General features: G+C 65.8%; 4 protein-coding genes. 1 reads left to right on the forward strand and 3 read right to left on the reverse strand.

Annotated elements, in window-relative coordinates; all coding sequences use genetic code 11:
* Nucleotides 1-151: 151 nt before the first annotated feature.
* Nucleotides 152-787: a hypothetical protein gene (locus tag EN969_RS21660; RefSeq protein WP_244514290.1), complete on the reverse strand. Its 636-nt coding sequence runs from the start codon at nt 785-787 to the stop codon at nt 152-154.
* 77 nt (nt 788-864) lie between these two features.
* On the opposite strand from EN969_RS21660, the gene EN969_RS21665 reads away from it, so the two are divergent.
* Nucleotides 865-1,098: a DUF2093 domain-containing protein gene (locus EN969_RS21665; RefSeq protein ID WP_013532341.1), complete on the forward strand. Its 234-nt coding sequence runs from the start codon at nt 865-867 to the stop codon at nt 1,096-1,098.
* Here the strand turns inward: EN969_RS21665 and lpxK are convergent.
* On the reverse strand, nt 1,095-2,120 hold the full coding sequence (gene lpxK, locus EN969_RS21670; RefSeq protein ID WP_013532342.1) for a tetraacyldisaccharide 4'-kinase: 1,026 nt from the start codon (nt 2,118-2,120) through the stop codon (nt 1,095-1,097). The two genes, EN969_RS21665 and lpxK, sit on opposite strands and share 4 nt — an antisense overlap.
* Nucleotide 2,121: 1 nt before the next feature.
* Complete coding sequence (gene waaA, locus EN969_RS21675) at nt 2,122-3,438, reverse strand: lipid IV(A) 3-deoxy-D-manno-octulosonic acid transferase (protein ID WP_013532343.1); 1,317 nt, start codon at nt 3,436-3,438, stop codon at nt 2,122-2,124.
* Nucleotides 3,439-3,598 lie beyond the last annotated feature (160 nt).

Genomic DNA, 3,598 nt, shown 5'->3' on the forward strand with positions numbered 1-3,598 from the left:
CCGGCGGATGGGGCGGCCGGGTGCCGCCGCCGCCGCCCTCGCCCGCCGCATCGCGGCAGAGGCCGGGCTGGCCCAGGACAAGATCGAGGCGTTTATCGAAGCCGAGCGATAGGCCTTCCGGACCTATATGGAAAACCGGCCGATTCGAAGCTCAGCGAAGCAACAACAAAACGAACCCAAGGATCACCGCTCCCAGCAAACCGGCCATTATCGAAACAAAGCCAATTTTCACCAGCAACTGCTCAGGGTGCGGCACCGCACCATGGGATTGATTGGCCGGCCTGTGCCTGCCCGCCGGCGTACCCAGGGCGGCAGCGTTGCGCGGGACTGGAGCCTGCGGCGGGATAAGCGACAGCAATGACAGCCCCGCAACCCTGGCGGAGGCATTGTCATTGGCGGTTGTCGAAGGCGGCAAGAAGGCTCGCAGCGTTTCGGCTTCGGGTTTTGCCTTTCTCGCCACGACTGTTGCCAACGCCGCCTCTTCGCCCGTCTCAAGCTGGGCAAGATAGGCATCGACGATGCCGGCGGATGCGATCTGCTGCGATTTGACGGCCATCGGCGCCGCCGGCAAAATCAACAGCGCCGGCGCTGTCTGCTGCGCGAGCAGAGACGGCGCCGGCGGTTGGACCAGCGCCTTGACCAGTGCCGTCATCACTGGATCAGCCTGCCCCGAGGGCACGGCTTGCGGCGTCATCACTTCCCTAAGCAGGGCGGGAAGACGAGTGGAGGAAACGTCCATTGCGGCCCACCAACTACATTTTTCCGCTTCACAATAAGCGTTCAGCATTGTCTCAGGCTTGTCTCATGCTTGACCTCGCCGGGAATTTATGGCGATGAAATTCTCATGAACCCTGGCGTCCCCGCATGATGAACCGTTTCGAAGGCCCCGGCGGCAAGGAAGCCCGCATCCGCTACCTGGATGGCGACTTCCAGGTTACCAGCCCCGGCGCGTTCGTGCGCTGCGCGGTGACAGGCGAAAGCATTCCGCTCGACGAGTTGAAGTACTGGAGCGTCGCAAGGCAAGAGCCCTATATCAGCGCCACCGCCTCGCTGCGCCGTGAAATCGAGATGCATCCGGAGCTGCGTAAGCGCAGTTAACCCTTCAGCTTGCGCTGGCGCCAGGCATCGAGCGTCTCGTCGATGATGCGCTCGGGAACGTGATCGAGTTCGAAGACCGTGTCGATCTCCAGCACCTCGAGCCGGTCGAGAAAGTCCTGTGACGCGCCGTGGCGCAGCCGGGCGGCGTCCTTGGCGGTGGTGATGAGCACCAGCCCCTCAGTGCGTGCGGTCGCCGCCAGCTCGGCAAGTTCGTCCTCCGCATAGAAATGATGGTCCGGAAACGGCCGCGTCAATGCCAGTTCGCCGCCGGCCTCGCGCACCGTGTCGAAGAATTTCTCGGGATGGCCGATACCGGCGAAGGCGAGGAACCGCTTGCCGGCAAGCCCTGCCTTGCCGCTTGGCTCTGTATGGGCCTCGAAGATCGCCCGGCCGGCGCGTGCCGCCTGGCGGACCACGCTGTCGGCGGCAGTGCCCTCGCCCATTTTCAACAACCCGCTGGTGAAAACCAGCTGGTCGACGATTTTGGCCCTGAGCGGCCCCCCCGGAATGACGCGGCCGTTGCCGATCCCGTAGCGCGCATCGACCACGACCAGCGCATAGTCGATGTGGATGCGGGCGCTCTGGAAGCCATCGTCCATGATCAGGAAATCGCAGCCATTCCGTTCCAGCAGCAGCCGGGCGCCGGCGGCGCGGTTCGGCGTCACCGCCACCGGCGCGTGTTCGGCGAGCAGCAGCGGTTCGTCGCCGACATGCCGGGCGCTGTCGTGGTCGATATCGACCACGTGCGGCTCGGCGAAGGAGCCGCCATGGCCGCGCGACAGGAAGCCTGGTTTGAGATGCATGCGCTTGGCCTGCTTGGCGAGCGCGATGGCCACCGGTGTCTTGCCGGTGCCGCCAACCGTGAAATTGCCGATGCACAGAACAGGTGCTTCGATCTTCTCACGCTTGGCCCGCCGCATGCCGCGGCCGGCGGCAGCCGCATAGATGGCCGACAGCGGCGACAGTGCCAGGACCCGCCAGTCCGGCTCTTCCCACCAGAATGGTGGTGCTTCCGAGGCCACGCTAGCGCCCGTTCGCGCCCTTCAGGCGCGACTTGACGACCAGCGGCTGGATGTAGGGCTCAAGCGATTTCAGCGTACGCGCCAGCGCACCGCGCATCTCGTCGACGGTCGCAATGCCTGCCGCCATCATCTCGTGGCGCGCCACTTCGTTGGTCAGGAGGAAATTGACGGCGCCGGCCAGCATGTCGCGATCGCGCACCAGCTTGGCGCCGCCGCTGTCGAGGAGACGCTGGTAGGCCTCCCGAAAATTCTGCACATTGCGCCCGGCGAGAACCGCCGTGTCGAGCATGGCCGGCTCCAGCGGGTTCTGGCCACCCTCGGAGGTCAGCGAGCGGCCGACGAAGGCTATTTCCGTCAGCCGGAGATAGAGCCCCATCTCGCCGATCGTGTCGCCAAGCAATATGTCGGTGTCGGCCGTGATCCTGTCGCCCTTGCTGCGCCGCGCGACCTTCAGGCCCATGCCGGAAATCTGCGCCGCAAGCGCCTCGGCGCGATCGGGATGACGCGGAACGACGATGGTCAGAAGACCATGGTGGCGCTTGTGCAGCGTCGCGTGGACTTCAGCCGCGACCACTTCCTCGCCGTCATGGGTCGAGATCGCCGCCCAGGTCGGGCGCGTGCCTATCTGCCGCCGCAGTGTCGCCAGCGCCCGTTCGTCGACCGGAGGCGGCGACGTGTCCACCTTGAGGTTGCCCGACACCGTCACCGGCCGCGCGCCGAGCGCGAGAAACCGCTCGCCATCGACATCCGACTGCGCCACGACGTGAGCCAGGTTCTCGAACAGCGCCTCGGCGATGTTGGCGCGTTTCTTCCACGATTTGAACGAGCGGTCGGACAGCCTGCCATTGACCAGCACCTGCGGCACGCGTCGCGCGCCAAGCTCGAGGATGGTCATCGGCCAGATCTCGGATTCGGCGATGATTGCCAGATCCGGCTGCCAGTGATCGAGGAACCGGCTGACCGCCGGCTTGAGGTCGAGCGGTACATATTGATGGATGATGCGGTCACCGAGCCGCTCGTCGGCGACCTGCGCAGAGGTCACCGTGCCGGTCGTCAGCACGATGTTGACGCCATAGTCGAGAATGCTTTCGACCAGCGGCACGACGGCTATGGTCTCGCCGACGCTCGCGGCATGGATCCAGATCACCGGCCCGTCGGGGCGCGCGCGGCCGGCGACGCCATAGCGCTCGCGGCGGCGGTAGCGGTCTTCCTTGCCGCGCGAGGTGCGCCAGGCAACGTAGGGCCCGACCAGCGGATAGGCTGCCGCACCCGCGAATCGGTAAGCCGACAGCATGGCCCGTGCCCAGCGGCCGCTCATCGCGGAGCATCCACGAGACGGTAAGCCTCGGCGGTCGCGGCATTGAGCGCTGTCGTCACTTCCTGGCGCTTGCGCTCCATTTCGGCGTCATCGGCGCCGGCCGCCACGAAGATCGGCTGGCCAATGACGATCGACGAACGGCCGAACGGCAGGTTAATGG

The organism is Mesorhizobium sp. M7A.F.Ca.CA.003.01.2.1 (genome assembly GCF_003998945.1).
GTDB classification, from domain to species: domain Bacteria; phylum Pseudomonadota; class Alphaproteobacteria; order Rhizobiales; family Rhizobiaceae; genus Mesorhizobium; species Mesorhizobium ciceri.